General features: G+C 73.6%; 24 protein-coding genes. 19 read left to right on the plus strand and 5 right to left on the minus strand.

The genetic code is table 11. The annotated features are described in order from the left end of the window. Positions 1 to 725 precede the first annotated feature (725 nt). Positions 726 to 995 carry a metal-sensitive transcriptional regulator gene (locus AB0881_RS04865; RefSeq protein ID WP_366614258.1) on the minus strand — a complete coding sequence of 90 codons (270 nt, stop codon included), beginning with the start codon at positions 993 to 995 and terminating at the stop codon, positions 726 to 728. Positions 996 to 1,103: 108 nt separating this feature from the next. On the opposite strand from AB0881_RS04865, the gene AB0881_RS04870 reads away from it, so the two are divergent. Then, positions 1,104 to 2,471, plus strand: coding sequence for an MBL fold metallo-hydrolase (locus AB0881_RS04870; protein ID WP_366614260.1), 1,368 nt, complete (start codon positions 1,104 to 1,106; stop codon positions 2,469 to 2,471). A 62-nt stretch (positions 2,472 to 2,533) separates the two neighbouring features. Beyond that, a complete protein-coding gene (locus tag AB0881_RS04875) occupies positions 2,534 to 2,968 on the plus strand; it encodes a hypothetical protein (protein WP_366614262.1) in 435 nt (144 codons plus the stop codon). A 63-nt stretch (positions 2,969 to 3,031) separates the two neighbouring features. On the opposite strand, the gene AB0881_RS04880 is transcribed toward AB0881_RS04875, so the two are convergent. Continuing rightward, positions 3,032 to 3,802 (minus strand): TetR family transcriptional regulator, encoded by a 771-nt coding sequence (locus AB0881_RS04880; RefSeq protein ID WP_366614264.1) that lies wholly within the window; start codon positions 3,800 to 3,802, stop codon positions 3,032 to 3,034. 142 nt (positions 3,803 to 3,944) lie between these two features. Between AB0881_RS04880 and AB0881_RS04885 the strand changes: the two genes are divergently transcribed. From AB0881_RS04885 to AB0881_RS04940, 12 genes are all read left to right on the plus strand, one after another. Then, a complete protein-coding gene (locus AB0881_RS04885) occupies positions 3,945 to 4,856 on the plus strand; it encodes an ABC transporter ATP-binding protein (RefSeq protein WP_366614265.1) in 912 nt (303 codons plus the stop codon). Further along, positions 4,853 to 6,466 (plus strand): ABC transporter permease, encoded by a 1,614-nt coding sequence (locus AB0881_RS04890; RefSeq protein ID WP_366614266.1) that lies wholly within the window; start codon positions 4,853 to 4,855, stop codon positions 6,464 to 6,466. The genes AB0881_RS04885 and AB0881_RS04890 overlap by 4 nt, the downstream gene beginning before the upstream one ends. Before the next feature lie 187 nt (positions 6,467 to 6,653). Next, positions 6,654 to 7,400, plus strand: coding sequence for a hypothetical protein (locus AB0881_RS04895; RefSeq protein ID WP_366614267.1), 747 nt, complete (start codon positions 6,654 to 6,656; stop codon positions 7,398 to 7,400). 33 nt (positions 7,401 to 7,433) lie between these two features. After that, on the plus strand, positions 7,434 to 8,090 hold the full coding sequence (locus AB0881_RS04900) for a hypothetical protein (protein ID WP_366614268.1): 657 nt from the start codon (positions 7,434 to 7,436) through the stop codon (positions 8,088 to 8,090). Beyond that, positions 8,083 to 9,417 carry a radical SAM protein gene (locus AB0881_RS04905; RefSeq protein ID WP_366614270.1) on the plus strand — a complete coding sequence of 445 codons (1,335 nt, stop codon included), beginning with the start codon at positions 8,083 to 8,085 and terminating at the stop codon, positions 9,415 to 9,417. The genes AB0881_RS04900 and AB0881_RS04905 overlap by 8 nt, the downstream gene beginning before the upstream one ends. Next, positions 9,414 to 10,466 (plus strand): SUMF1/EgtB/PvdO family nonheme iron enzyme, encoded by a 1,053-nt coding sequence (locus AB0881_RS04910; RefSeq protein ID WP_366614271.1) that lies wholly within the window; start codon positions 9,414 to 9,416, stop codon positions 10,464 to 10,466. The genes AB0881_RS04905 and AB0881_RS04910 overlap by 4 nt, the downstream gene beginning before the upstream one ends. Before the next feature lie 229 nt (positions 10,467 to 10,695). Next, complete coding sequence (locus AB0881_RS04915) at positions 10,696 to 11,466, plus strand: IclR family transcriptional regulator (protein WP_366614272.1); 771 nt, start codon at positions 10,696 to 10,698, stop codon at positions 11,464 to 11,466. 12 nt (positions 11,467 to 11,478) lie between these two features. Continuing rightward, complete coding sequence (locus AB0881_RS04920) at positions 11,479 to 13,134, plus strand: OPT/YSL family transporter (protein WP_366614273.1); 1,656 nt, start codon at positions 11,479 to 11,481, stop codon at positions 13,132 to 13,134. A gap of 6 nt (positions 13,135 to 13,140) precedes the next feature. Beyond that, a complete protein-coding gene (locus AB0881_RS04925; RefSeq protein ID WP_366614275.1) occupies positions 13,141 to 14,232 on the plus strand; it encodes a hypothetical protein in 1,092 nt (363 codons plus the stop codon). Continuing rightward, complete coding sequence (locus AB0881_RS04930; protein WP_366614276.1) at positions 14,232 to 15,521, plus strand: alpha/beta fold hydrolase; 1,290 nt, start codon at positions 14,232 to 14,234, stop codon at positions 15,519 to 15,521. The genes AB0881_RS04925 and AB0881_RS04930 overlap by 1 nt, the downstream gene beginning before the upstream one ends. 2 nt (positions 15,522 to 15,523) lie before the next feature. Beyond that, the gene (locus AB0881_RS04935; protein WP_366614277.1) at positions 15,524 to 16,201 is read left to right on the plus strand and encodes an AroM family protein; all 678 of its coding nucleotides are present in this window, start codon (positions 15,524 to 15,526) and stop codon (positions 16,199 to 16,201) included. A gap of 37 nt (positions 16,202 to 16,238) precedes the next feature. Further along, complete coding sequence (locus AB0881_RS04940; RefSeq protein WP_366614278.1) at positions 16,239 to 17,171, plus strand: DUF1177 domain-containing protein; 933 nt, start codon at positions 16,239 to 16,241, stop codon at positions 17,169 to 17,171. Between the two features lie 42 nt (positions 17,172 to 17,213). Here the strand turns inward: AB0881_RS04940 and pepE are convergent, their stop codons facing one another. The 3 genes from pepE to AB0881_RS04955 are packed head-to-tail and all read right to left on the minus strand — an operon-like array spanning position 17,214 to position 19,417. After that, on the minus strand, positions 17,214 to 17,933 hold the full coding sequence (gene pepE / locus AB0881_RS04945; protein WP_366614280.1) for a dipeptidase PepE: 720 nt from the start codon (positions 17,931 to 17,933) through the stop codon (positions 17,214 to 17,216). Positions 17,934 to 17,954: 21 nt separating this feature from the next. Next, positions 17,955 to 18,959: an adenosine deaminase gene (gene add, locus AB0881_RS04950; RefSeq protein ID WP_366614282.1), complete on the minus strand. Its 1,005-nt coding sequence runs from the start codon at positions 18,957 to 18,959 to the stop codon at positions 17,955 to 17,957. A 47-nt stretch (positions 18,960 to 19,006) separates the two neighbouring features. Next, positions 19,007 to 19,417 (minus strand): hypothetical protein, encoded by a 411-nt coding sequence (locus tag AB0881_RS04955; protein ID WP_366614284.1) that lies wholly within the window; start codon positions 19,415 to 19,417, stop codon positions 19,007 to 19,009. Between the two features lie 114 nt (positions 19,418 to 19,531). On the opposite strand from AB0881_RS04955, the gene AB0881_RS04960 reads away from it, so the two are divergent. The 5 genes from AB0881_RS04960 to AB0881_RS04980 all read left to right on the plus strand — a co-directional run bounded on the left by AB0881_RS04960 (position 19,532) and on the right by AB0881_RS04980 (position 26,459). After that, positions 19,532 to 22,636 (plus strand): BTAD domain-containing putative transcriptional regulator, encoded by a 3,105-nt coding sequence (locus tag AB0881_RS04960; RefSeq protein ID WP_366614286.1) that lies wholly within the window; start codon positions 19,532 to 19,534, stop codon positions 22,634 to 22,636. 46 nt (positions 22,637 to 22,682) lie between these two features. Beyond that, on the plus strand, positions 22,683 to 23,612 hold the full coding sequence (locus AB0881_RS04965) for a LysR substrate-binding domain-containing protein (protein ID WP_366614287.1): 930 nt from the start codon (positions 22,683 to 22,685) through the stop codon (positions 23,610 to 23,612). Positions 23,613 to 23,673: 61 nt separating this feature from the next. Then, positions 23,674 to 25,122, plus strand: a complete 1,449-nt coding sequence (argG, locus tag AB0881_RS04970) for an argininosuccinate synthase (protein ID WP_366614289.1) — start codon at positions 23,674 to 23,676, stop codon at positions 25,120 to 25,122. An 87-nt stretch (positions 25,123 to 25,209) separates the two neighbouring features. Next, the gene (locus AB0881_RS04975) at positions 25,210 to 25,566 is read left to right on the plus strand and encodes a BlaI/MecI/CopY family transcriptional regulator (protein WP_366614290.1); all 357 of its coding nucleotides are present in this window, start codon (positions 25,210 to 25,212) and stop codon (positions 25,564 to 25,566) included. Between the two features lie 2 nt (positions 25,567 to 25,568). After that, positions 25,569 to 26,459, plus strand: coding sequence for a M56 family metallopeptidase (locus AB0881_RS04980; RefSeq protein WP_366614292.1), 891 nt, complete (start codon positions 25,569 to 25,571; stop codon positions 26,457 to 26,459). Positions 26,460 to 26,469 lie beyond the last annotated feature (10 nt).

The following is a 26,469-nucleotide window of genomic DNA, read 5'->3' on the forward strand; positions in this document are numbered from 1 at the left end:
CTGCCAGCCGCTTTCCGGCTCGGCGCCAGGCATCTGCCGGGCAGCCGCTATGCGGCAGACCTCAGGTGTGAGCCGCCAGGTGGGACGCCGGTGGTGGGCTGCTGTGGTGCGCGAAGAGGCCGTGGAGGTAGTCCGGTCGGCCGGATCGGCATGCCCTGGGCGGCTTCTAGATGCGTAGGACGCAGAGTCCCGAGAGGTCGGGTGGGGAGGGGATGGGCTCGGAGTCCGCCGCTCGTACGATCACGGCCGGCATCGCTGAGCCGTCGGTGATGGAGGCGGGGAGCACGACGGGCGGGACGGGGAGGGGCGCGGTGGCCGGCGTCACCGCTCCTGGTGCCTCTGCCAGAGCCTTCTTGGCGAGGCAGTGCCCGGAGCCGTTCTTGCCGCCAGGTTGACCGTCCGGCCGGTCCGGTGCCTTCAGGACGAGGCCCGCGCCCGCGCCGTTGTCCGGTTTGGTGGGAACGGCATCCGCGGCTGCCTTGCCCGGCGTGGGGGGCTTTGGGGCTGTGGTGACTAGGGCGGCAGTTGGGGGATGTTGGCCGCGGGGCGCGAGGGTGGTTGCGGCCTTGCCTATCTGGGGGAGGCAGCCGGCGGCGAGGATGAGGGCCAAGGCGGTCAGGGCCAGGTGCAGGAAGGGCCGTGGGGGCCTCTTTCGCACTGGCATGGGGCGCGCTCCTGGTCACGGGTCGGGATTCGCGGCCCACTATAGGACCGGCCGGGCGAGGTCAGGACAGCGTCATGAACAGCTTTTCCAGCTGTTCCTCGTCGAGTGGGGGCTGCTCGCCGCGCTCGCGGGCCTGCTGGCACTGCCGCATTCCGGTCGAGATGATTTTGAAGCCGGCGCGGTCGAGGGCGCGCGAGGCGGCCGCCAGCTGGGTGATGACGCGCTCGCAGTCCTCGCCGTTCTCGATCATGGCGATGACTCCGCCCAGCTGGCCGTGGGCGCGCTTCAGCCGGGTCACCGCGTCCTTCATGACGGTCGGGTCCATCTCCATGTTGCCTACCTCCTCGGTGCAGTATACCCCGGGGGGTATCCTCGAAATACCCCTGGGGGTATCTCCGTTGGGTAGGGACGCGTTGAGCGGTGAGGAAAGGTGTGAACGATGACGGCCGTGCAGGTCGAAGTGGTGGAGACGTCCTCGCTGGGGGATCGCAGCTATCTGGCCCATGACGGGCGGGTCGCGCTGGTCGTGGATCCGCAGCGGGACATCGACCGGATACTGGCCCTCGCGGGGCGGCTGGGGGTGCGGATCACGCATGTCGCCGAGACGCATCTGCACAACGACTACGTGTCCGGCGGGCTCGCGCTGGCGCAGGTGACCGGCGCGGAGTACCTGATGGCCGGGGCGGACGAGGTGGACTTCGCGCGGGTTCCGGTCGCCGACGGCGACGAGATCGTGCTGTCGGAACGGATGAGGCTGTCGGCGGTGGCCACCCCCGGGCATACGTTCCACCATCTGTCGTACGTGCTGACCGGACCGGGCGGGCGGCCCGCGGGGGTGTTCACCGGCGGGTCGCTGCTGTTCGGGACGACCGGACGCACCGACCTGCTCGGTGCCGATCACGCCCATGACCTGGCTCATCGGCAGCACGCCTCGGTGCGGCGGCTGGCCGGTCTGCTGCCGGACGGGGCGCGGATCTGGCCCACTCACGGGTTCGGGAGCTTCTGCTCGGCCGCGCAGTCGGACGCGTCCGCGTCCACGATCGGCGAGGAGAGGCGGGCCAATCCGGCGCTGCGCCTGGAAGCGGACGACTTCGTCACCGAGGTGCTGGAGGGGCTGGATGCATACCCGGCCTATTACGCCCATATGGGTGCGCGCAATGTCGCCGGTGCCGGGTTGATCGATCTGACGCCGGTACGCGAGGCCGACCCCGTTGAGCTGCGGAAGCGGATCGATTCGGGTGAGTGGGTGGTGGACCTGCGCTCGCGCAAGGCGTTCGCCCGCAGGCATCTGGCCGGGACGCTCAGCTTCGGCCTGGACGGGCCGCTCGCGACGTGGCTCGGCTGGCTGGCGCCCCGGGACGCGCCGATCACGCTGCTGGGGGAGTCGGCCGGGCAGATCGCGGCCGCGCAGCGGGAGCTGGCCCGGATCGGCGTCGACCGTCCGGCGGCGGCCGCGGCCGGGGAGCCGGCGGAGTGGGCCGGGCGTGACGAGGCCCGGCTGGGCGCGCTGGAGACGGCCACGTTCGCCGATCTCGCCGCCCGGCGGGAGGAGGCCGACGTCGTCCTGGACGTGCGGATGGGCAACGAGTGGCGCGCGGGCCACATCGACGGCGCCACGCACGTCCCGCTGCCCGAGCTGCCGCACCGCCTGGCGGACGTACCGGACGGAACGGTCTGGGTGCACTGCGGCTCCGGCTACCGTGCCGCGGCGGCGGCGAGCCTGCTGGCACGGGCCGGCCGGTCCGTGGTCCACATCGACGACGCCTACGACCGGGCCGTCGAGGCGGGGATCACGGGGAACGGCTGAACCCGGCCATGCTTTCTCGCGGGCGTTTTGATCCGTTCGGGGCGTACGTCCGTGCAAGGAGTATGGGGATTCTGCTTCGTGTGCTCGTGGCCGCCGGGCTGGCGGCCGACGCGATCGTCCACTGGCGGTTCGCGCCCGACATGGCGCCCGGTGGCGGGGCCGCGCCGGGGACCATCGCCGGGGACGACCTGTTCCGGGCGCAGGCGATCGTGGCGGCGGCCGCGGGCCTGCTGGTGCTGTTCTGGGCGCGCCGGTGGACGTACGCGGTGGCCTTCCTGGTCGCCGCGAGCGCCGTCGGGGCGCTGCTGCTCTACTACTTCGTCGATCCCGGGCAGATCGGGCCGATCCCGGCCATGCACGATCCGGCCTGGTACGGGGAGAAGACGATCAGCCTGGTGGGCGAGGGCATCGCCGCGCTGGCCGCGCTGGCCGGATTCTTCACCGTGCGGAAGTCCGAGCGGCGGTCGGCCCGGCCTCCGGCGGCCTCGCCGGTCTGAGCGTCCCGCGGCCCGGGTGTCGCGAAAACCGTCTCATAATGCGTCTCAGAAGTGTCGCGAAACTCAGGGCGATCGGGGCCCGTCCTGAAGGTGGCGGTACACGGTGGCCCGGGACACGCCCAGGCGCTCGGCGATCGCGCCGACGCTGTGGGTGCCCTCGGCGTACATCCGCCGGGCCCGGGCCGCCTTCGCCTCGTCCATGACGCTGGGCCGGCCCGCCCTCCGGGGGGCGCGCCCGCCGCGCTCGCCCAGTCCCGCCTCCTCCCGGGTGACCAGGCCGGACGTTGCCGGGTCGTCGAGCAGCGCCCACACGCCCGCCAGGATCTCGGCGCGCAGCCGCTCGACCGGCAGGTCCTCGAAGAACACCACCGGGTCGCTCAGCATCGCGAAGATCTGCACGGCCCTGACCCGCACGCTCACGTCCCGCTCGGGGCCCGCGAACACCTCGTGGATCCGCCGCACGAGGCTGACCAGCTGCCGGAACGCGTGCTCGTGCGCGAGCACCGTGAGGTCCTGGAGCAGGAGGCGCAGCACCCGGCGGTGGCGGATGTAGACGTCCAGCGTCCCCTCGATCAGCCGGCGGCGGGCCGCGACCAGGTCGTCCAGCGCCGCGGCCTCCTCGACGACCTCCTCCAGGTCCTCCGACAGCGGCTCGCACAGCGTCGCCAGCAGTATCGGCTTGGACGGGAAGTGATAGAAGACGGTGGCCTTGGTGATCTCCAGCCGGAGCGCGATCTCCCGCATCGAGCTGCCCTGGTAGCCGCGCTCGGAGAACAGGTCCAGCGCCGTCTCCAGGATGCGGGCGCGGGTGTCCGGGGACCTCTTGTCGTCCACCCGCCCAGCCTAGACCGGCCGCGCCGGGGCCCTTGGCGGCACGGCGGACATGTCCTACGATCGAGGCCCTGACCAACGGTCAGGGCAGGGGCCTCTCAGGGGGGCGGGGCACGAGCGAGAAGGACGAACGGGGACCACCGCCATGTCCGACGCGATCCAAATCATCGATCTGAGCAAGAGCTTCGGCGACGTCCGGGCGCTCGACCGGCTGGACCTCACCGTCCGCACCGGCGAGGTGCACGGCTTCCTCGGCCCGAACGGCGCCGGCAAGTCCACCACCATCCGCGTCCTGCTGGGGCTGCTGCGCCGCGACTCCGGGACGGTGCGCCTCCTCGGCGGCGACCCCTGGAAGGACGCCGTGGCGCTGCACCGGCACCTGGCGTACGTGCCGGGCGAGGTCAACCTCTGGGGCAACCTGTCCGGCGGCGAGGCGATCGACCTGCTCGGCGCGCTGCGCGGCGGCCTCGACCGCGCCCGCCGCGACGAGCTCCTCGACCGCTTCCGGCTCGACCCGACGAAGCGGTGCCGCACCTACTCCAAGGGCAACCGGCAGAAGGTCGCGCTGGTGGCGGCGTTCGCGTCCGACGTGGACCTGTACGTCCTGGACGAGCCCACGTCCGGCCTCGACCCCCTGATGGAGTCGGTCTTCCAGGACTGCGTCGCCGAGGTCAGGCGGAAGGGCGGCACGGTGCTGCTCTCCAGCCACATCCTCGCGGAGGTGGAGAAGCTCTGCGACCGGGTCTCGATCATCCGGGACGGCTACACGGTCGAGTCCGGCACGCTGGACGAGCTGCGCCACCTGACCCGGACCGCGGTGACCGTCGAGACCGAGCGTCCCGTCACCGGGCTGGACGGCCTGGCGGGCGTCCACGGCCTGCGCGCCGACGGGACCGCGGCGAGCTTCGAGGTCGAGGCGGCGGCGATGGCGGAGGTGCACCGGCACCTGGCCGGGTTCGGCGTCCGCGCGCTGACCAGCAATCCGCCGACGCTGGAGGAGCTGTTCATGCGCCACTACGGGGAGCCGGGGCGCGAGCCGGTGGAGGCGGCGCGATGAGCACGTTCACCGGGACGCTCCGGCTGGCGCGGCTGGCGCTGCGCCGCGACCGCGTCCGGCTGCCGCTCTGGCTGCTCGGGCTGACCGCGGTCGCGGGCGTGTCGGCGTCCAGCGTCGCCGGCCTCTACACGAGCGAGCGCGAGCAGGCGGCGTACGCGCGGACGAACATCACCAGCGCCGTCTCCCGCGTCTTCAACGGGATCATCCCGGAGGCGAGCGCGGGTGGCATCGTGGTCGCCGAGACGTTCAGCATCCTCGCCGTGCTCGCCGCGCTGATGAGCATCCTGGCGGTCGTCCGGCACACCCGGCAGAACGAGGAGACCGGCCGCGCCGAGATGATCGGCTCCGCCGTCGTCGGCCGGCACGCGGGCCTGACCGCCGCGCTGCTGGTCGCGCTGGGCGCGGACGCGCTGCTGGCGGCGCTGCTCGCCGCCGGTACGGCCGCGGCGGGCGTGCCGCTCGCCGGGTCGCTGGTCCTGGGCGCGGCCGTCGGGGCGACCGGCGCGGTGTTCGCGGGCGTCGCGGCCGTGACCGCGCAGATCGCCGAGAGCGCGCGGGCCGCGAACGGCACCGCGGCCGCCGTGCTCGGCCTGGCGTTCCTGCTGCGCGCCGCGGGCGACGGCCTCGCTCCGGTGGAGGACGGGAGCGTCACCAGCCTGTGGCCGTCCTGGCTGTCGCCGATCGGCTGGGCGCAGCGGGTGCGCCCGTTCGCCGCCGACGACCTGTGGCCGCTGGCCATGCACGCCGTGCTCCTGGCCGTCCTGGTACGGGCCGCGTTCGCGCTCACCGACCACCGCGACGTGGGCACCGGGATGCTGCCGGTCCGCCGCGGCCCGGCCACCGCCGCCCGCTCGCTGCTCGGCCCGCTCGGCCTGGCCTGGCGGCTGCAGCGCGGGGTCCTGTACGGCTGGGCGGCCGGGATGCTGGTCATGGGCCTGGCCCTGGGCGCCGTCGGCGCGGAGGCCGAGGAGGTGCTGGGCAGCAGCGCCGAGCTGGCGGACGTCGTCGGCCGCCTGGGCGGGGGCGGGGACCTGGTCGACGCCTTCTTCGCCGCCATGATGGGGCTGACCGGCGTGATCATCGCCGGGTACACCGTCCAGGCGCTGCTGCGGATGCGGGCCGAGGAGACCGGCCCGCTGGAGGCGGTGCTGGCCGGTGCCGTGAGCCGCCCCCGCTGGATGCTCGCCCACATCACCTGCGCCGTGCTCGGCACCGCCGCCGTCCTGCTGGTCACCGGCCTGGCGAACGCCCTGGCGTACGCGGCGGCGGCCGGCTCCCTGGACCGCGTGGGGGCGCTGACCGGCGCCGCGCTCGTCCAGCTGCCCGCGACGCTGTCCCTGGCGGGCTTCGTGGTCGCGATGATCGGCCTGCTGCCGGACCGCTCGGTCGCGATCTCCTGGGCCGCCCTCGGGATCTGCCTGCTGATCGGCCAGCTCGGCCCGATCCTGGAGCTCCCGCAGTGGGTCACGAACCTCTCGCCGTTCAGCCACACCCCGTCGCTCCCCGCCGCCGACCTGGCCCTCCTCCCGATCACGGTGCTGGCCGCCGCCGCCCTCGTCCTGACGGCGGCGGGCCTGACCGCCTTCCGCCGCCGCGACCTCGCCTTCTGACACCGCGCGGCCACCGCGGCCGGCCCGGCGGGATCCCTGCCGGGCCGGCCCGTGCCGCCGGGCGCGGCGGAATCCGGGCAGGGGTACTCACGCCGAACCGAGTAGCCGTACGCATCCGCCGGTGCCGGGACGGGATCGACGATGGGACACACGTTCCATCCGACTCCCCCGGACAGGAAGCCGCCCCATGATCCGTGACCTGCTCGCCTTCGCCCTGCTCGCCGCGGCCGCCGTCGGGGCGGCCGCGCTCGTCGTCGTGGCCGACGTCCCGGCGGCGGTGCTGCTCTCGGTGGCCGCCGTGGCGGTGGGGCTGGCGTGGCTGCTGCTCCTGCTGACCGTTCCGTGGAACGTGCACTTCCGGGCACGGCGGGTGCTCAACGACATCCGGACCAGCCGGGACCGGGGCCTTGAGGTTCCGGACGGCCACGAGGCCGAGGCGCAGCGGATCGCGTCCCGCGCAAGGACCGCGGCCATCGGCGCCCACCTGGTCACCGCCGCGGCCGTCGCCGCGGTCACCTACTTCTCGGGCGAGTGGACCGGCTACTACTTCGCCGGCTTCTACCTGCTGAGCACGCTCTTCCGGCCTTCCCACGCCTGGTTCGCCCACCTCCGCGACAGGCTGCGCGTCATGGACCGGGAGGCGCGGCACCCCCGTGACGACGTCCTCGAACTGCTCTCGCGCGTCCGGTTCCTGGAAGGCCACGTCGAAGCGATGCGCCTGGCGGGCGAGCAGTTCCACGAGGCCGACCGGAACCTGGAGCGGCGGCTGGAGGCCGTGGACCTCACCGCGTCCCAGGGGACCCGCGAGCTGGAGCGCAGGATCGACGCCCTCGGCCGCCGCTTCGAGGACACCGTCTCCCAGTTGACCGACAACCAGGAGGTGATCGCCGGGATCAAGGCGTTCCTGCGCCTCCTCCGTACCGAATCCGCCTGATCTTGAGGGGACGGCGCCGCTAGGGTGGGCGGGGTGGACGAACGCGAGCTCAAGCTGAATTCGCTGGCCCGCTACTCCAAGACCTCACCGCTGTACGTGCTCGAAGAGTACGGCCACTGCGAGATCCCCGCCGGATGCGGCGGGGTCGTGCTCCGGTGGCGCGATCCGCGCGCCGGCGTCCCGCTCCACATGAACATGTACGTGAACGGCGAGTGCGACATCCGGCTGGACGGCGCGCCGCTCCCGTCGGCCCGGCCGCTGGTGCCGTTCGGGAAGCACGTCCTGAGCTTCGACGTGACCGGCACCGACCCGGCGTACACCGTGCTGAGCTTCGCCGCGCTGCACCCGCCGCCGGCGGAGCGGGGACCCGTGACGCCGCGGGGGCCGGAGGAGGCGCCGTTCTCGCTGCTGACCGTCGCGGACGGGTCCTGGACGTACACCCTCGACGAGCCCGCGGACGACGCCTGGAGACGGCCGGGCTTCGACGACGCGGGCTGGCCGCCGATGGACCTGCGGGAGGGGCGGCGCCCGCCGGAGGACCCGAAGCGCGACATGGACAGGTACCGGTTCGAGTGGCTGGAGCGGCTGGGCGCCGCGCCGCTCGGGATCGAGGACGGCACCCGGGTCTGGATCCGGACGGAGTTCGAGGTGCCCGGCCCGGCGGCGGAGGAGGAGGGCGGCGATGCCTGAACACGCCCCGCTCGTCCTGGTCCCGCAGTTCTTCGGCTGCCTCGTCTTCGACCGCCGGACCTCGCGCTACCTGCCGTTCGACGCGGAGACCACCGCCCTGCTCACCCGCCTCCGCGACGTCCCGGTCGACCGGGTGCTCGCGGGCGTCGCCGACGACGGCGAGGCCGACCGGCTCGTCCGCTTCTACGAGCACTTCTATGGGATGGGCTTCTTCACGGTGGACGGCCGGTTCGCCGGGACCGTCCTGGACGGCGTCGAGGTGCCCGCCGACCATCTCACCGGGCCGCTGGCCGTCCACCTGGAGGTCGTGGCCGCCTGCAACCTCGGCTGCACGCACTGCTTCGCGGGCGACCTGCCGCGCCGGGAGAAGCGGCTGAGCCTGGCCGAGATCGACCGGCTGTTCGGCGAGATGGCCGCGCTCGGCAGCTTCCGGCTCGGCCTCACCGGCGGCGAGCCGCTGCTGCGCAAGGACCTCTTCCAGATCATCGATCTGGCGCTGGAGCACGGGCTGGCGCCGTGCGTCACCACCAACGGGCTGCTGATCACCGAGGAGATCGCGCGGGCGTTCGGCGAGCGCGAGCTGGTCTGGCTGAACGTCAGCCTGGAGGGCGCCACCGCCGAGGTGAACGACCGGGTCCGCGGCGCGGGCACGTTCGACAAGGTCATGGACCGGCTCGCGGTGCTGCGCGAGCACTCCCGCTTCACGCTCGCGTTCACGATCATGCGGAGCAATCTGGCCGAGATCGAGGACTGCGCCCGGCTGGCGCACGAGGTCGGCGCCGACACCGCCGTGTTCCGCCCGCTGTACCCGGTGGGCGTCGCGGAACGGCACCGGGAGCTGATGCCGACGTTCGCCGAGTACAGCACCGCGCTCAACCAGCTGGCCTCCATGGAGGCGAACGCGCCGGTCGAGCTGCACCACATCGACCCGTTCAGCCCGCGCGCCCGCCGGGAGACGCAGTCGGTCGTCCAGAAGAACCACGGCTGCGGCGCCGGCAACTCGGTGTGCTCGATCTCGGTGTCGGGCGAGGTCAACCCGTGCAGCTTCCTGGGGCCGGAGTTCGTGGCGGCGAACGTGCGGGAACGGTCGCTCGCGGAGATCTGGCATCGCAGCCGGCGCTTCCAGGAGATCCGTTCGCTGCCGTCCGACGACCCGACCGGCGACGCCGTCTTCGCGGGCGGCTGCCGTGCCCGCGCGCAGGCGTTCAACGGCTCGATCAACGCGCCCGACCCGTGGATCAGCGAGCACGCCGGTGCGGGCGCGGGTCTCGACGGCCGGAACCCGCTGGTCATCCTGGACGTCAACGCCGGCGGGTGCGGCCGGTGAGCGGCGGTGCGTACCGGACCGCCAGCGAGCTGGAGAACGCGGGGGACCTCCGCGCGGCGGCGGCCGCCTACGACCGGGCCTACGCCCTCGATCCCGAGGACGCCGAACTGGCCGCCGCCCGCGCCGCCCTCCTCGACCGGCTGGCGATCACCGAGCACGGGCTGGTGTTCCGCTACGTTCCGGCCGGAACGTTCCTCATGGGCTCGGAGACCGGCGACCCGGACGAGCGGCCCGTGCACCCCGTCCGGCTCGGCGACTACTGGATCACCGACGCCCCGGTCAGCTGGTCGGCGTACTGCGCCCTCATGGGCTGGGTCCCGCCTCCCGTGGGCATGCCGGAGGAGCGGCCCGAGAACGCGTTCGGGCTGTACGACACGAACAAGATCCGCCTCCAGTACTGCGAGGACGCCACGACCCGCGCGATCGGCTGGCATGCGCACGACCCCCGCCTCTGGGGACGGCGCGAGGGGGAGGGGCCGGGCCCGGAGCGGCGCTTCGGCGAGCCGCCCCGGGAGTCCGACGACCCGTGGGGCTACGACCGCAAACCCATGGTCAGCGTCCCCTGGGACGATGCCGTGGCCCTAGGCGAGAAGCTGTCCACTTCGAAGGTCCGCTACCGCCTGCCGACCGAGGCGGAGTGGGAGCGGGCCGCGCGCGGCGGGCTGCCGGGCCGCCGCTACCCCTGGGGCGACGAGCCGCCGACGCCCGAACGGTGCGACTTCGGCCGCTTCGACGACTTCTCGATCCGGCCCGTACGGGAGAAGCCGCCCAACGGGTACGGCCTGTACGCGATGGCGGGCTCCGTCTGGGAGTGGACGGCCGACCGGTACGACGCCGAGTACTACCGCCACTCGCCGGAGGCCGACCCGGCCGGGCCCGGCACCGGATCCGAGCGGGTGCTGCGCGGCGGTTCCTGGGCCGACTGCGCCGAGACCGTCACCGTCTCGTTCCGCATGTCGCGCCCGGTCTCCACCGACTACCGCGGCGGCGGGCCGACCTGGCGCCAGACGCCCAACATCGGCTTCCGCCTGTGCCGCCTGGCCCGATGAAGGGCCGCTGAGGAGCCCTTCCTCCACGCTTCCCACCCTCCCCGCCTGACCGGCGCCCGCACGGTTTTCGGACGCCGGACGCCGCGCATCTGCCGAGATCCCGCAGGTCCGCTGTGTAAAAAACAGGTTTCCACCGCCGTAAGGGTTGACCGATTTCGGATGGCGGGGGATATTCTCGGCTCAGAAATTGCAACGGTGTTGCGATTATCGCAACGTAAGGGGTGGTCTTGTGGGCGAGCCGGGTCGCGGTACGGCCAAGACGCTGGATCGGGGCCTGCTCGTGCTGCTGGCCTTCCGGCGCCGGTCCGAGTGGGGGGTCAGCGAGCTGGCCCGCGAGCTGGAGCTGGACAAGGCCGTCACGCACCGGCTGCTGACGACGCTCGCGCACCGCGGCTTCGTCCTGGCCGACCCGCAGACCCGCCGGTACCGGCTCGGCGCCACGATCGGGGTGCTCGCCCGGTCCGCCGAGCGGGGCGGGTCCCTGGAGGCGGCCGCGCGGCCGCTGCTCACCGCCCTGGCGCAGGAGCTGGGCGAGAGCGCCATCCTGAACGTCCCGCACGGCGCCGCGTACCGGACGGCGCTGGCGATCGACGCCGACGGGCCGATGCGGTACTCCGCCACCGTCGGCGAGACGATCCCGGCGCACGGCGGCGCCGCCGGGCACGCGATCTTCGCGTTCTATCCGGACGAGGAGGCCCGCCGCCTCCTCGGCGCCGGCCCGCTGGAGAGGTTCAGCGACGAGACGATCGTCGACCCCGCTGAGCTGTTCGCGCTGTACGCCCGGATCAGGGCGGAGCGGGTCGCGGTGTCGCACGGCGAGTACGACCTCAACGTCACCTCGGTCGCGGCGCCGGTGTTCGCCGCCGGCCAGGTGATCGGCTCGCTGGTCGTGATCGGCCCGCACCAGAGTGTCACCGAGAAGATCGACAGCACCGTCTCGCGGGTACGGGGAGCAGCGGAAACGCTGAGCCGCCTGCTCGACGGCGGGGCCGAAGAGTAGCGAGGAAACACCTTGTCCATCACGCCATCGCTGAAGGGGGCCGGGCTGCACGGCGCGGAGTCGCATCCGCGCGCGTTCGAGCCGGTCACCCTCGTCCTCACCGTCGTGCTGTCGGTGCTCGGCGCGTTCATCGGCCTGCATCTGGTGACGACGCTCGGCATCTCCGCCAACACCTCGGTCATCGGCGCGCTCATCGCGATGCTGGTCGCGCGGGTGCCCGCGCGCAAGCTGCGCGAGATGCGGTCGGTGCACCGGCAGAACCTCGTGCAGAGCGCGATCTCCGGCGCGACGTTCGCCGCCGCGAACTCGCTGCTGGTGCCGATCGCGGTGCCGTTCGTCCTGGGCCGCTCCGACCTGGTGTGGCCGATGCTGCTCGGCGCGGCGATCGGCCTGTTCGTCGACTCCTGGGTGCTGTACCGGATCTTCGACTCCAAGCTGTTCCCGGCCCGGTCCACCTGGCCGCCCGGCGTCGCCGCGGCCGAGACGATCGTGGCCGGCGACGAGGGCGGCCGGAAGGCCGTGGTCCTCGGCATCGGCGGCCTGGTCGGCTTCCTCGGCTCGTTCGTCAAGATCGCGGGCAACGCGCTGCCGTTCTCGGCCGCCGGTGTCGCGCTCATCGGCAACATCTGGGCGCTGGCCATGTTCGGCGTCGGGCTGGGCGTCAACCAGTACGGCAAGGAATGGTTCGACGTCGACCTGAACGAGCTGTACATCCCGCACGGCTTCATGGTCGGCGCCGGCCTGATCGCGCTGGTGCAGGCGGTCATCCTGCTGCTGCGCCGGTCGCCGGAGAAGGAGAGCGCCGCCGGCGAGACCGCCGTGGGCGCCGAGCAGCCCGAGGCGATGGAGGGCACCGTCGACGAGCGCGGGCTGCGCCGGGCGCTGACCGAGGGGTACGTGCTGTTCTTCCTCGGCGCGCTGACCGTCGGCCTGGTCGGCGGCATCCTCGGCGAGCTGTCGGTGGTCCAGCTGATCGGCTGGTGCGTGCTGGCCGGCTTCGCGGCCCTGGTCCACCAGCTGATCGTCGGCCTGGCCGCGATGCACTCCGGCTGGTTCCCGGCGTTCGCCGTCACGCTGATCTTCATGGTGCTGGGCCTGGTCATCGGGATCCCGACCGTTCCGCTGGCGCTGTTCGTCGCGTACGTCGCCTCGACCGGCCCCGCGTTCGCCGACATGGGGTACGACCTCAAGGCCGGCTGGATCCTGCGCCAGGGCGGCACCCCGTACAAGCTGGTCGAGAAGGCCGGCCGCAAGCAGCAGTACATCGCCCAGCTGGTCGGCTTCGGCGTCGCGCTCGCCGTGGTCGCGCTGACCTGGCGGTCGTACTTCGAGGGCAACGAGATCCCGCCGGTGTCGAAGGTCTACGCCGACACCGTCGCCGGGGGCCTCACCGACACCTCGACGCTCACCAACATCCTCATCTGGGCGATCCCCGGCGCGCTGATCCAGCTGATCGGCGGGCCGGAACGCCAGATGGGCGTCCTGCTGGCCACCGGCCTGTTGATCCTCACCCCGTACGCCTGCTGGTTCGTGCTCGGCGCGCTGGCCTTCCGGATCATCTGGGGCCGGGTCCGCGGGCCGGAGGCGAGCGGGGAGCTCAACCTGATCGGCTCCGGTCTCATCGCCGGGAGCTCGCTCACCGATGTCAGCCGCGTAGTGAAGGGATAGCCAAGAATGGAAGTCACCAGCCGGATCGAGTCCCGGCCCGAATACCTCTCGTACGAGGCGGCGCTCGGCGCCCGCAAGCTCGTCGAGGAGATCATGCTCGTCAAGCCGGGCGAGGACGTGGTGATCACCGGTGACACCTCCACCGACCACCGGGTGGTGGAGCTGACCGCGCAGGCGGTGGCGGCGGCCGGGGCGACCCCGACGGTGGTCTGGTACCCGACCCGGCCGTCCTCGGCGATGGAGCCGCCCGGCCCGGTCGCGGGCGCGGTGGCCCGGTCGCAGGTGTGGATCGAGTACGCGCTGGCGTACATCATGCACTCGGACGCGTTCCGCGCGGCGATGGCGCAGGGCACCCGCTACGCCAACCTGACCGGCATGGACGTGCAGATGCTCGTCGACACCGTCGCCCGGGTCGACTTCCAGGGCACGATCGACCTCGGCAAGGCTCTGGTGCGGCTGCTGGAGCAGGCCGACGAGGTGCGGATCACCACCCCGGCGGGCACCGACCTGCGCGCCCGCAACGGCGGCCGGCCGATCAACCTGCGCGGCAAGCCGGCCGAGAAGCCCGGCGAGACCGTGATGCTGGCCGGCCAGATCTCCTGGAACCCGCTGGAGGAGACCCAGGAGGGCGTGCTCGTCTTCGACGGCGCGGTCTGGCCGCCGAACGACCTCGGCCTGATCCGCAACCCGATCCGGATGGAGGTCGGCGAGGGGACCGTCACCTCGATCGAGGGCGACGGCACCGACGCGACGATCTTCCGCCGGTGGATGGAGGACCAGGCGCGCAACGCCGAGGACGAGGAGCAGGGCCGGAACATGTACCGGATCGCGCACTGGTCGCTCGGGTTCAACCCCGGCGTGACCCAGCCGACCGGCCGGATCGTCGAGGACGAGCGCATCTTCGGCTGCGTTGAGCTGGGCCTCGGCACCAAGGGCGCCTGGATCGGCGGCGCCCCGTTCATCGCGCCCGCGCACACCGACGGCAGCATGCTCAACCCGAGCATCTACCTGGACGGCGAGGCGATCGAGATCGAGGGCCGGTACGTGCATCCGGAGCTGGTCGAGATCTGCCACCGCCTCGGCATCCCGGGCTACTGATGATCGTTGGAACGTTCCGGCAGGGCGGCCTGCTCTACACCGACCACGTCATCGAGGTCCCGCTCGACCACGACCGTCCCGACGGGCCGCGGATCGAGGTGTACGCGCGCGAGGTCGTGACCGCCGCCAAGGCGGACGCCGACCTGCCCCGGCTGCTGTTCCTCCAGGGCGGGCCCGGCGGCAAGGCGCTGCGGCCGCCGGGGAAGAGCGGGTGGATCGGCTGCGCGCTGGACGAGCACCGCGTCGTGCTGCTCGACCAGCGCGGTACGGGCCGTTCGACGCCCGCGAACCGGCAGACGCTCGCCGCCGCCGGCGGCCCCGCCGAGCAGGCCGCGTACCTGGCGCACTTCCGCGCGGACTCGATCGTCCGGGACGCCGAGGCGCTCCGGCACGAGATCAACGGCGGCCGGCCGTGGAGCACGCTCGGGCAGAGCTACGGCGGCTTCATCACGATGACGTACCTGTCGCTGGCCCCCGAGGGCCTGCGGCGGTCGTTCGTCACCGGCGGGCTGCCGACGCTCACCGGCACGGCCGAGGACGTCTACCGGCTCACGTTCGACCGGACGCTGGAGAGGAACGAGGCGTACTTCGCCCGCCACCCCGGCGACCGGGAGCTGTGCGCGCGGATCGCCGAGCACCTGCGCGACCACGACGTGCGGCTGCCGACCGGCGAACGGCTCAGCCCGCGCCGCTTCCAGTCGCTCGGCCTCGGCCTCGGCACCCGTTCCGGGTTCGACTCCCTGCACTTCCTCCTGGAGGAGGCGTTCGTGGCGGGGACGAGCGGGCCGGAGCTGTCCGATACGTTCCTCGCGGGCGTGCAGGACGCCGTCGGCGTCGCGCCGCGGCCGCTGTACGCGGTGTTCCAGGAGCTGATCTACGCGCAGGGCGGCGCGACCCGGTGGGCGGCCGAGCGCGCCTACCGGGAGCGGCCGGAGTTCGCGCTGAACGGAAACGTGCCGTTCGCGTTCACGGGCGAGATGTTCTTCCCGTTCCACTTCGACGAGGACCCGGCGCTCGTCCCGCTCCGCGAGGCGGCGCACCTCCTCGCGGAGAAGGACGACTGGCCGCTGCTGTACGACCTCGGCCGGCTGCGGTCCAACGAGGTGCCCGTGTACGCGGCGGTCTACCACGGCGACATGTTCGTCCCCCGGGAGTACTCGCTGGAGACGGCCGCGGCCGTCCGCGGGCTCACGCCCTGGATCACCAACGAGTACGAGCACGACGGGCTGAAGGAGGGCACCGACGTCCTCGGCCGCCTCCTGGACATGGCGGCGAGGGACGGGAGCTGACGGTGCTGGGTCTGGTCACGATCGGGCAGTCGCCGCGCGACGACATGGTGCCCGAGATGCTGCCCCATCTGGGCGCGGGACCGGCCTCGGTGATCGAGCGCGGCGCCCTGGACGGGCTGGACGGCGACGCGATCGCCGCCCTGGCCCCGGCCCCGGGCGCCGCGCACGTCCTCACGACGCGGCTCGCCGACGGGTCCTCCGTCGTCCTCGACCACGACCGCACGGCCGGGCGCGTCGAGGCGGCCGTCGCGTGGCTCGAAGAGCGCGGCGTGGACGCCACGGTGATCGTGTGCACGGGGGAGTTCCCGCCGCTGCGGCACCGGCGCCCGCTGCTGTTCGCCGAACGCCTCCTCACGCGCGGCGTCGCGGGCCTGTGCGACCCGGCCGACCCGGTCGGGATCGTGTGCCCGCTGCCCGAGCAGGAGGAGATGAGCCGGACGAAGTGGTCGAACGTCGCCGGAGAGATCAACGTCGCCGCCGCCACCCCGTACGCCGCGGGAGCGGCGGAGGCCGTGGCCGCGGCCGCGGGGGATCTCGCGGCGGGCGGCGCGCGGTGGGTCGTCCTCGACTGCATGGGCTACACGGAGGACATGCGCGCGGCCGCGGCGCGGGCGGCGGGCGTGCCCGTCCTGCTCGCCCGGACGGTCGTCGCCCGGCTCGCCGGCGAGGTGCACCGGTGATCGCTTTCCGAGCGTTCCTAGAGAAGGAGACACATAGATGAGCTGGCCCCACGTGCTGGAGGCGTTCGACCTGCTGGACGACCCGTCGGTGAACGGCGCGGCCGTCGCCGAGTTCCTGCGCCGGCACGGCGTCGAGGACCCGGTCGTCACGCCGGTGACCGGCGACAAGGGCAAGACCGACTTCGTCCGCGCGGTGATCCCCGGCTCCCGGGGCCGCACCGCCGGCGGCGACGCGCCGACGCTCAGCGTGGTCGGCCGGCTCGGCGGCCTCGGCGCCCGGCCCGAGCAGATCGGCTTCGTGTCGGACGGCGACGGCGCGCTCACCGCCGTGACCGTCGCGGCCAAGCTCGCCCAGATGCGGCGGCGCGGCGACGTCCTGGACGGCGACGTGGTGATCGGCACGCACATCTGCCCGGACGCGCCCACCCAGCCGCACGACCCCGTCCCGTTCATGGACTCGCCCGTCGAGATCGAGGACATGAACGTGCACGAGGTCGACACCACGGCGGACGCGATCCTGGCGGTCGACACCACCAAGGGCAACCGGGTCGTCAACCACGTCGGCTTCGCGATCTCGCCGACCGTCAAGGAGGGCTGGATCCTGCGGATCAGCGAGGACCTCCTCGCCGTCCAGCAGCGGGTCACCGGCCGGTCCCCGGTCGTGCTGCCGCTGTCGATGCAGGACATCACCCCGTACGGCAACGGCGTGTACCACGTGAACTCGATCCTGCAGCCCGCCACCGCCACCAAGGCCCCGGTCGTCGGCGTGGCGATCACCACCGACGCGCCCGTCGCGGGCTCGGCCACCGGCGCCACCGACCTGTACAGCGTCGACGCCGCCGCGCGCTTCTGCGTCGAGGTCGCCAAGGACTTCGGCCGCGGCGCCGTCCGCTTCCACGACGCCGCCGAGTTCGACCGGCTGGTCGGCCTCTACGGCCCGATGACCGCCCTCCAGACCAAGGGCAAGTAACGGAAAGAGGGGGTGCCGCCGCGGCGGCACCCCCTCTTTTTCTCAGGCGTCGAACTTCGGTCGCGTCTCCAGCAGGAACGACAGGTCGGCGTCCGGTGCCAGCTCGCGCGGTTCGGAGTCCCGCGCGAACAGCCGCGCCCCGGTCGTCCCGCCGAGCGCCGCCTTCCGCCCGCTCACCCGCAGCCACGCGCCCTCGCGCATCCCGAGCACCGGGACGTCGTTCTCCTCCAGGAACTCCGTGACGCGCTGCTCCCTGGTCTCGCCCATGTGCGTGCTGCCCGGATCGGCGTCCAGGAAATGCGGATTGATCTGGAACGGCACCAGCCCGAGCGCCTCGAACGACTCCGGCTGCACGATCGGCATGTCGTTGGTCGTGCGGAGCGTCGGGCACGCCATGTTGGTCCCCGCGCTCGAACCCATGTAGCGCAGCTCCCCGGCCTCGACACGCTCCCGGATCACCTCGCGCAGCCCCGTCCGCTGGAGCGTGGACAGCAGCCGGAACGAGTTCCCGCCCCCGACGAACACGACCTCCGCGTCCCGTACCAGGTCGCGCGGATCGGCCGCCGTGTGCGCCCCCGTGACCTCGATCCCCAGCGGGCGCATCGCCGCGCCGACGGTCGCGGTGTAGCCGTCATGGTCGCGCAACGCGAACGGAACGAACACCAGCCGCCGCCCGCCCAGGAAGTCCTCGATCTCCTCCGTCGCGTGCTCCAGGTACGCCCGGCCGTGGGTCCGCGAGTTCGACAGCAGAAAAAGCTCCATGCCCCAATTCAACACGGCTGGTCAGGCGGTCCGTGCGTAGGCGTCCAGTTCGGCGAGGTAGGCGTCCTTGACGGCGCGGGGGAGCCAGGCGATCTCGAAGGCGTTGCGTTCGAGGCGGACGAGGTCGTCCCGGGACAGGTCCAGCTCGTCGCGGACGAGCTGGAGGTTCTCGGCGACGTACGCGCGGAAGTAGGCCGGGTCGTCGGAGTTGATCGTGACGCGCAGGTCCAGGTCGAGCATCCGGCGGATCGCGTCCGCCTTGGAGCCGTCGGTGACGAAGCCGTTCGAGACCGGGCAGACGGTCAGGCCGAGGCCGCGCCGCCTGATCTCCTCGACGAGGGCCGGGTCGTCCAGGGCGTTGACGCCGTGGTCGATGCGGTCGACGCCGATCACCTGGAGGACCTGGCGGATGTGCTCGGTCGAGTTCTCCTGGTCGACGTCGCAGTGCATGGTCAGGAGGTAGCCCTCCTGGCGGGCGCGGGCGAAGACCTTCTCGAACTTGGCCGGCGGGTTGCCGCGCTCGTCGGAGTCCAGGCCGACGCCGACGATCCACTCGCGGTACGGCAGCGACTCCAGCAGCGTCGCCATCGCGTACTCGGCGGAGAAGTCGCGCAGGAAGCACATGATGAGCTGGGCGCGGACGCCGTGCAGGCGCTCGGCGTCCAGGATCGCGCGGCGCAGCCCGCGGATCACCACGTCGAACGGGACGCCGCGCGAGGTGTGCGCCTGCGGGTCGAAGAAGATCTCGGCGTACCGGACGTTCTGCGCGGCGGCCTTCGCGAGGTACGCCGACGCGAGGTCGTAGAAGTCCGGCTCGGTCAGCAGGACGTTCATGCCCTCGTAGTAGCCGACGAGGAACGTGGTCAGGCTGTCGAAGGAGAACGCCGCGCGGGCCTCCTCGACGGTGCGGTGGGGGAGCGTGAGGCCGTTGCGCTTCGCCAGCTCGAAGCTCAGCTCCGGCTCCAGGGTGCCCTCGATGTGCAGGTGCAGCTCGCACTTGGGCAGCCCCGCGATGAACTCGTCCACTCTTCCCCCACCGATCGATCGTTTTGAACCGACGATATCGGTCCTGATCAGCGGGTTCGCCGCAGGGCGGTGTACTGGAGCGCGGCGAAGCCCGCGACGACCGCCGCCTGGAGCACGGCCCACGTGACGCCCACGGCGTTCAGCGACAGCCAGCCCATGGCGGCGGTGGCGAGGCTCAGGACGGTCCACACGACGTTCGCCTCGACGACCGCGGTCACGGCGAGCGGGCGCGGACGCAGCGAGACGGCCCACACGGCGGCGGCGTACAGCAGGAGGAACGCGCCCAGCGCGCGGGAGGGCGCGGCCTCCAGCCCGAGCAGGTCGTGCAGGGGCCCGGCCAGGGCGAGGTAGGCCAGCCCGTTGACGCCCGTCACGGCGGCGTCCAGGCGCAGCGCGACGCGGAGCAGGCGGGCGCCGTCGGCGAACAGGGCGCGGGCGGGAGTGTGCGAGGTGGTCATCGGAGTCCCCTTCCGGGTGGTCTCTGGCTGATGGCCACGACGTTACGGAGCGGACCCGCGGCCCGACGATTACCCGGGACGTAGCCATCGCTCCTTTCTGGCAGTGTGGCGGGTATGCGCGTGCACATCCTGGGTCCGCTCGAAGCCGTGGCGGGCGGGCGCGCCATCGGGATCGCCGGCGCCCGGCAGCGGGCGCTGCTGGCGCGGCTCGCGCTGGACGCCGGGCGGCCCGTCCCGGCGGGGACGCTGGTCCGCGACCTGTGGGACGGCGACGGCCCCGACGATCCGGCGAACGCGCTCCAGACGCACGTGTCGCGGCTGCGGCGGTCGCTGCCGGCGGGGCTGGTGGAGCGGTCGGGCGGCGGCTACCGGCTCGTCCTGCCGCCGGAGGCCGTGGACGCCGCCGAGTTCGAGCGGCTGGCGCTCGCCGGGCGGCGCGCGCTGCGCGACGGCGATCCGGCCGGGGCCGCGGCCGTGCTGCGGGAGGCGCTCGGGCTGTGGCGGGGCGAGGCGCTCGCGGACGCGGGCGGCGCGCCGTTCGCCGAACCGCACCGGCGCAGGCTGGACGAGCTGCGGCTGGCCGCGGTCGAGGACCGGCTGGAGGCCGATCTCGCCGCCCCGGGCGGGACGCCGGACCTGGTCGCGGAGATGGCGGAGCTGGTGGCCGCGCACCCGCTGCGGGAGCGGCTGCGCGAGCTGCTGATCCGCGCGCTGCACGCCGGCGGGCGGACGGCGGAGGCGCTGGCGGCGTACGACGCCTACCGGACGCTGCTGGCCGAGGAGCTCGGCGGCGACCCCGGCCCGGCGCTGCGGGACCTGCACGTCGCCGTCCTGCGCGGGACCGTCCCCGAGGCGCCGCGGCGGGGGAACCTGCCGGCGCCGCTGACGAGCTTCGTCGGCCGTACCGCGGAGCGGGAGCGGGCCCGCGCCGCGCTCGCGGCCGGCCGGCTGGTCACGCTGGTCGGGCCCGGCGGGGCGGGCAAGACGCGGCTGGCGACCGTGGTCGCGGCCGACCACGCGGAACGGGCGCCGGGCGGCGTGTGGCTGGCCGAGCTCGCCGCGGTGGCCGACCCGGCGGACGTCCCGCGCGCGGTCGTCGCCGCGCTGGGGCCGCTGGGCCGCGCCGCGCTGGAGGCGCCGGGCCCCCGCGACGTGATCGCCCGGCTGGCCGAGGCGCTGTCGTCCGGGCGCACGCTGCTCGTCCTGGACAACTGCGAGCACGTCATCGACGCGGCGGCCCGGCTCGCCGAGGAGCTGCTCGGGCGCTGCCCGCTCCTCACGGTCCTCGCCACCGGCCGCGAGGCGCTCGGGATCGGCGGCGAGACGCTGTGCCCGGTCAGCCCGCTCGAACCGCCCGAGGCCGTCCGGCTGTTCGCCGAACGGGCCGCCGCCGTACGCCCCGGGTTCGCGGTCACCGAGGACAACGCCGAGGACGTCGGCGCGATCTGCCGCCGCCTGGACGGCCTGCCGCTCGCGCTGGAACTGGCCGCCGCCCGGCTGCGGTCGATGCCCGTCCGGGCGCTGGCCGCCGGCCTGGAGGACGGCCTGCCGATGCTGCGCGGCGGGCGTACGGCGCTGCCGCGCCACCGCACCCTGCGCGCGGTCGTCGCGTGGAGCTGGGACCTGCTGGACGAGGAGGAGCGGCTGCTCGCCCGGCGGCTGGCGGTCTTCCCGGCCGGGATCACGCCCGAGGCCGCCGCGCACGTGTGCGGGCTCCCGCCCGCGCGGGCGCTGGACGCGCTGTCCGTCCTGGCCGACAAGTCGCTCCTCCAGCAGGTCGAGGGCGACGAGCCGCGCTACCGGATGCTGGAGACGATCCGCGAGTACGGGCTGGGCCGGCTGGACGAGAGCGGCGAGCGCGACGAGGCGGAGGCCGCGTACACCGCCTGCTTCCTCGACCTCGCCGAACGCGCCAAGCCGCGGCTGGCGGGCGCGGGCCAGCTCCCCTGGCTGGACGTCCTCGGCCGCGAGCACGTCAACCTGATGGCGGCGCTGCGGCTGGCCGCCGGCCGCGGCGACGCCGGCACCGCCGTCCGGCTGGCCGCCTCGCTCGGGCACTTCTGGACGATCCAGGGCGACCACGTCCAGGCCGCCGAACGGCTCCTGCTCGCCCTGCGCGTCCCCGCCCCGGCGGCGCCGCGCGCGACCGCCGCCGCGGCCGCCTACTACGCGATCAACGCGATCCTGTCGGGCGCGGCGGAGCCCGGCGCGGCGCGCGCCGTACGGGAGCGGCTGGGCGAGGCCGCCGATCCCGCCGCCGCGCTGGCCCGGGCGGGCCTGGCCGTGCTGACCGGCGCCGGCGAGGGCGCGGCGCTGGAGGGGCTCGCGCGGTGGCTGCCGCACCCCGACGCGTGGACGTCCGGGATGCTGCTGCTGATGCGGGCGATGATGCAGAGCGAACGCTCGGACGCGGCGGACCTGCGCGCCGCGGCGGGCGCGTTCGCCGAGGCGGGCGAGCGGTGGGGGCTGGCGATGTCGCTGACGTTCCTGTCGTACGACCAGACGGCACTCGGCGACCTCGGCGGCGCGGCCGCGTCGCTGGAACGGGCCGTCGCCCTCCTGGACGAGCTGGGCAGCACCGACGACGCGACTCTTCAGCGGGTGATGCTCGCGACCGTACGGGCCCAGCGCGGTGATCTGGACGGGGCCCGGGACCTCCTGGCCGGGCTGCTCGCCCCGGGCACCGTGTGGACGGCCGTCCGCAGGCGGATCATGGCGCGGCTCGGCCTCGGCGACCTGGCCCGCTGGCAGGACGATCCGGACGGGGCCGCGCACCACTACCGCGCGGCGCGCGCCGACCTGGCGTCGCTGCCGGAGCGGATGCCGCCGTTCGACGGCCTCCTGCGGGCCTCGGCCGCCTGGCTCCCGCTGCGCGCGGGCGACATGGAGACCGCGCGCCGGGATCTCGCCGCCGCGCTCGACCTGGCCGTCGAGGTCCCCGACATGGCCGCCGTCGCCCTCGCCGCCGTCGCCACGGCCGGCCTGCTCGCGGCCCGCGGCGACCACGCGGCCGCCGCCGAGACGCTCGGCGCCGCCACCGCGCTGCGCGGCGGCCCGAGCCCGGCCGATCCGGACGTCGCCGCCGTGACCCGCGAGGTCACGGAGGCGCTGGGCGAGCGCGCCTTCACCGCCGCCCACCGGCGCGGCGCCGGCTTGGACCGCGCCGCCGCCCTCGCCCTGATCGACGCGCACCTGCGACCGCCGGTATGCCCGGCGTGACGTGATCCACCGCCGAGCAATACCCATTACGGAGTAGGTTCGTTCCATGGAGACTCCGCGCCTGCTCGACGGCCGCCTGAAGCTGCGCCACCTGGTCCTCGTCGACGCGCTCTCCGAACGGGGCAGCGTCGTGGGCGCCGCCGCGGCGCTGCACGTCACCCAGCCCGTCGTCACCCGCGGTCTGCACGACCTTGAGGCGATCCTGGGCGTCACCCTTTACGAGCGGGGCCCGCGCGGCATCACCCCGACCGACTTCGGCACGGCGTTCACCGAGCACGCGCGCGCCGTCCTGGCCCAGCTCACCCAGGCCGCCCGGCACGTGAAGGAGCTGGCCGACGCCACGCGGGGCGAGGTCGTCGTCGGCACCCACCTGGCCGGCTCCAACCTCCTCCTGCCCCGGGCCATCGCCCACCTCAAGGCCGACCGCCCGCTGCTCAACGTGATCGTCCGCGAGGCCACCCCCGAGGCCCTCATGGTCGAGCTCACCGCGGGCCGCGTCGATCTGATCGTCGGCCGCCTCTCCAGCCCCAGCACCGAGGACACCGTCCGCCGCAGCCTCTACCAGGAGTCCATCCGGCTGATCGTCGGCGTCCACCACCCGCTCGCCGGCCGCGACGGCATCGGCCTGGAGGAGCTGCGCGGCTACCCCTGGATCCTCCCCGGCGTTGAGACGACCCTCCGCCGCGAGCTGGAGGGCTTCTTCGTCCGCAACGGCGCCGACCTGCCCGAGAACCGCGTCGAGGCCACCTCGTACCTGACCGTCCGGCAGCTCCTCATGGAGACCGACATGATCGGCGCCCTCCCCGGCCTGATCGGCGCGGACGACCCCCGCCTCACCACCCTCGGCTTCTCCCTGGAGCCGGTGGGCCACAGCGTCGGCCTCACCCTCAACGCCCACCGCCGCCTGAGCCCGGCCGCCCAGTCCCTGATCGACGCCCTCCAGGAAGCCGCCGAGGGTCTCACCCAGGAGGAGTGACGCGGCCGGTGCGGGTTGATCGGTTTGCATAGTCATGCAGCAGTGTGCATATACTCCTACTGTGTCCAAGATGCTCTCCTCCTTGCCTGTCGGTGAACGTGTCGGGATCGCCTTCTCCGGCGGCCTCGACACTTCGGTCGCGGTCGCGTGGATGCGCGAGAAGGGTGCCGTGCCGTGCACCTACACCGCCGACATCGGCCAGTACGACGAACCCGACATCGCCTCGGTCCCGGGGCGCGCCACCGCGTACGGCGCGGAGATCGCCCGCCTGGTGGACTGCCGGGCGGCGCTGGTCGAGGAGGGGCTGGCGGCCCTGGCCTGCGGCGCCTTCCACATCCGCTCGGGCGGCCGCGCCTACTTCAACACCACGCCGCTCGGGCGGGCCGTGACCGGCACCCTGCTGGTCCGGGCGATGCTGGAGGACGACGTCCAGATCTGGGGCGACGGCTCCACGTTCAAGGGCAACGACATCGAGCGGTTCTACCGGTACGGCCTGCTGGCCAACCCGTCGCTGCGGATCTACAAGCCGTGGCTGGACGCGGCGTTCGTGGGCGAGCTGGGCGGCCGCAAGGAGATGTCCGAGTGGCTGCTGGAGCGCGGCCTGCCCTACCGCGACAGCGTCGAGAAGGCCTACTCCACCGACGCCAACATCTGGGGCGCCACCCACGAGGCCAAGGCCCTGGAGCACCTGGACGCCGGGATCGAGATCGTCGACCCGATCATGGGCGTGCGGTTCTGGGACCCGGCCGTCGAGATCCCGGCCGAGGACGTCACGATCGCGTTCGAGCAGGGCCGGCCGGTGTCGATCAACGGCAAGCGATTCGGCACGGCCGTGGACCTGGTCCTGGAGGCCAACGCGATCGGCGGCCGGCACGGGCTCGGCATGTCCGACCAGATCGAGAACCGGGTGATCGAGGCCAAGTCCCGCGGCATCTACGAGGCCCCCGGGATGGCGCTGCTGCACGCCGCGTACGAGCGGCTGGTCAACGCCATCCACAACGAGGACACCATCGCCAGCTACCACGCCGAGGGCCGCCGGCTGGGCCGGCTGATGTACGAGGGCCGCTGGCTGGACCCGCAGGCGCTCATGCTGCGCGAGTCGCTCCAGCGCTGGGTCGGCGCCGCCGTGACCGGCGAGGTGACGCTGCGGCTGCGGCGCGGCGAGGACTACTCCATCCTCGACACCGCCGGCCCGGCGTTCAGCTACCACCCGGACAAGCTGTCGATGGAGCGCACCGAGGACTCGGCGTTCGGCCCGGTCGACCGGATCGGCCAGCTGACCATGCGGAACCTGGACATCGCCGACTCCCGCGCCAAGCTGGAGCAGTACGCCGGGCTCGGCCTGGTCGGCAGCGCGCAGCCGATGCTGATCGGCGCCGCGCAGGCGGCCGCGACCGGGCTGATCGGCGCGATGCCCGAGGGCGGCGCCGAGGCGATCGCCTCCCGCGGCACCGCCCCCGGCGAGGACGAGCTCCTCGACCACGCCGCCATGGAGTCCGGCAACGACTGACGCCCGGCCCCGCCCCGCCCGGGGGACGGGGCGGGGCCGGATATCCTGCTCGGAGCCTGAGATCCGGGACGCTGGGGGTGAGGACCTGTGCCGCGACGACCTTTGGGACAGCTGGAGGCCGAGGTGCTGGCCGCGCTCGCGGACGCCGACGGCCCGGTCAGCACGGCCGAGCTGCAGGCCCGCATCCCCGGCGACTGCGCCTACACCACGATCAACACCATCCTGTTCCGGCTGCACGCCAAGCAGCTGGTGACCCGGGACCGCCAGGGCCGCCACTTCCTGTACCGGCTGGCCGTGGACGAGTCGCGGCTGGTGGCCGACCGCATGCACGACCACCTGCGGCTGGCCAGCGACCCCTCCACGGTGCTGAGCCGGTTCGTGCAGAACCTGAGCAGCGACGAGGAACGGGCGCTGCGCGCCGTGCTGCGCGGCCCCGAGGCCTAGCCGTGGTCTGGCTGACGTTCCTGCCCGCCGTGCTGACGATCGCGCTCGGCGCCGTCCTGGGCGAGGTCCGGACGCCGCTGCATCCCGCCTGGTCGGCGCGCCTGCTGGCCACCGTCGCCGGCACCACGGCCGTCACCGCGATCGGCACCCTGGTCTTCGTCACCGTCAACTACGCCGCCACCCTGCTGCCCGGCCCCGCCGAGCACCTGCCCGAATGGGCCCTGTTCGGCGACGACCGCCCCGTCCACTCGGGCCTCGGCGTCCCGGCCACCCTGCTGACCTGCGCCTGCGCGGCCGGGCTCGGCCGGCTCGCGGTCCGCTCGGTTCGCGAGACCCGGGCGGCGCGGCGGGCCGCCCGGCGCGTCGTGGACTCCGACGAGCCGCTGGCGCTGGCCGTCCCCGGCCGCGGCGGCGGCGTGCTGGTCTCGCGCGGCCTGCTGCGCTCCCTCGACCGGGACCAGCTGCGGGTGGTCTTCCAGCACGAGGCGTCCCACCTGCGCCACCGCCACCACCGCTACCTCGCGCTCGGCGCCCTGGCCGCCGGCACCGTTCCGGTGCTGCGGCGGCTGAACGCCCGGCTGCGCTTCACCCTGGAGCGCTGGGCCGACGAGGACGCCGCCGAGGCGGTCGGCGACCGCGCTCTGGTCGCCCGTACCATCGCCCAGGTGGCGCTGGCCGCCACCGCGTCCGCCGGGCCGGCCGCGGCCCGGCACCCGTTCCCGGCGTTCAGCGGCTCCGGCGTCGTCCAGCGGGTGGAGGCGCTGCTGGCCACGCCGCCCCCGAAGAACCCCGTCACCGGCCCGGTCACGCTCACCGGCGCCGGCCTCGCCACCGGCGGCATGGCCCTCATCGCCTGGCAGCTCGACCACGCCCTCGGCATCCCGTTCCTCTGAACCGGCCGGC

It is taken from the genome of Spirillospora sp. NPDC029432 (genome assembly GCF_040703975.1).
In the GTDB taxonomy this organism is placed as follows: Bacteria; Actinomycetota; Actinomycetes; order Streptosporangiales; family Streptosporangiaceae; genus Spirillospora.